The sequence below is a fragment of the Lacticaseibacillus nasuensis JCM 17158 genome (genome assembly GCF_001434705.1).
Taxonomy (GTDB): Bacteria; Bacillota; Bacilli; order Lactobacillales; family Lactobacillaceae; genus Lacticaseibacillus; species Lacticaseibacillus nasuensis.
The window spans coordinates 1-245 of sequence record NZ_AZDJ01000024.1; the positions used below are offsets into that span (position 1 = coordinate 1).

The following is a 245-nucleotide window of genomic DNA, read 5'->3' on the forward strand; positions in this document are numbered from 1 at the left end:
CCAGCTGGTACCACTAAGCCAACTGATGTTGGTAAGGGCACCACGGCGACACCGACAGCTGATGGTGGGATCAAGCTGAAGCATGATAATGGCAACGGCACGACCACCGAAACGACGATTGATCCGAATGGCGCAATTACTAGCCAGAAGACGACGACTCCGGTCACTGAACCAGATAACTCAACCGAGACCGTTGTTACTGACGGTAAGGGCGGTCACACGGTCAATGGCACGGATGTGCCAAA

1 protein-coding gene is annotated in these 245 nt (G+C 54.3%); it reads left to right on the forward strand.

Annotated elements, in window-relative coordinates; genetic code table 11:
• Positions 1-245, forward strand: a 245-nt coding sequence (locus FD02_RS11305) for a hypothetical protein (protein WP_202812899.1), incomplete at both ends; no start/stop codon positions are given.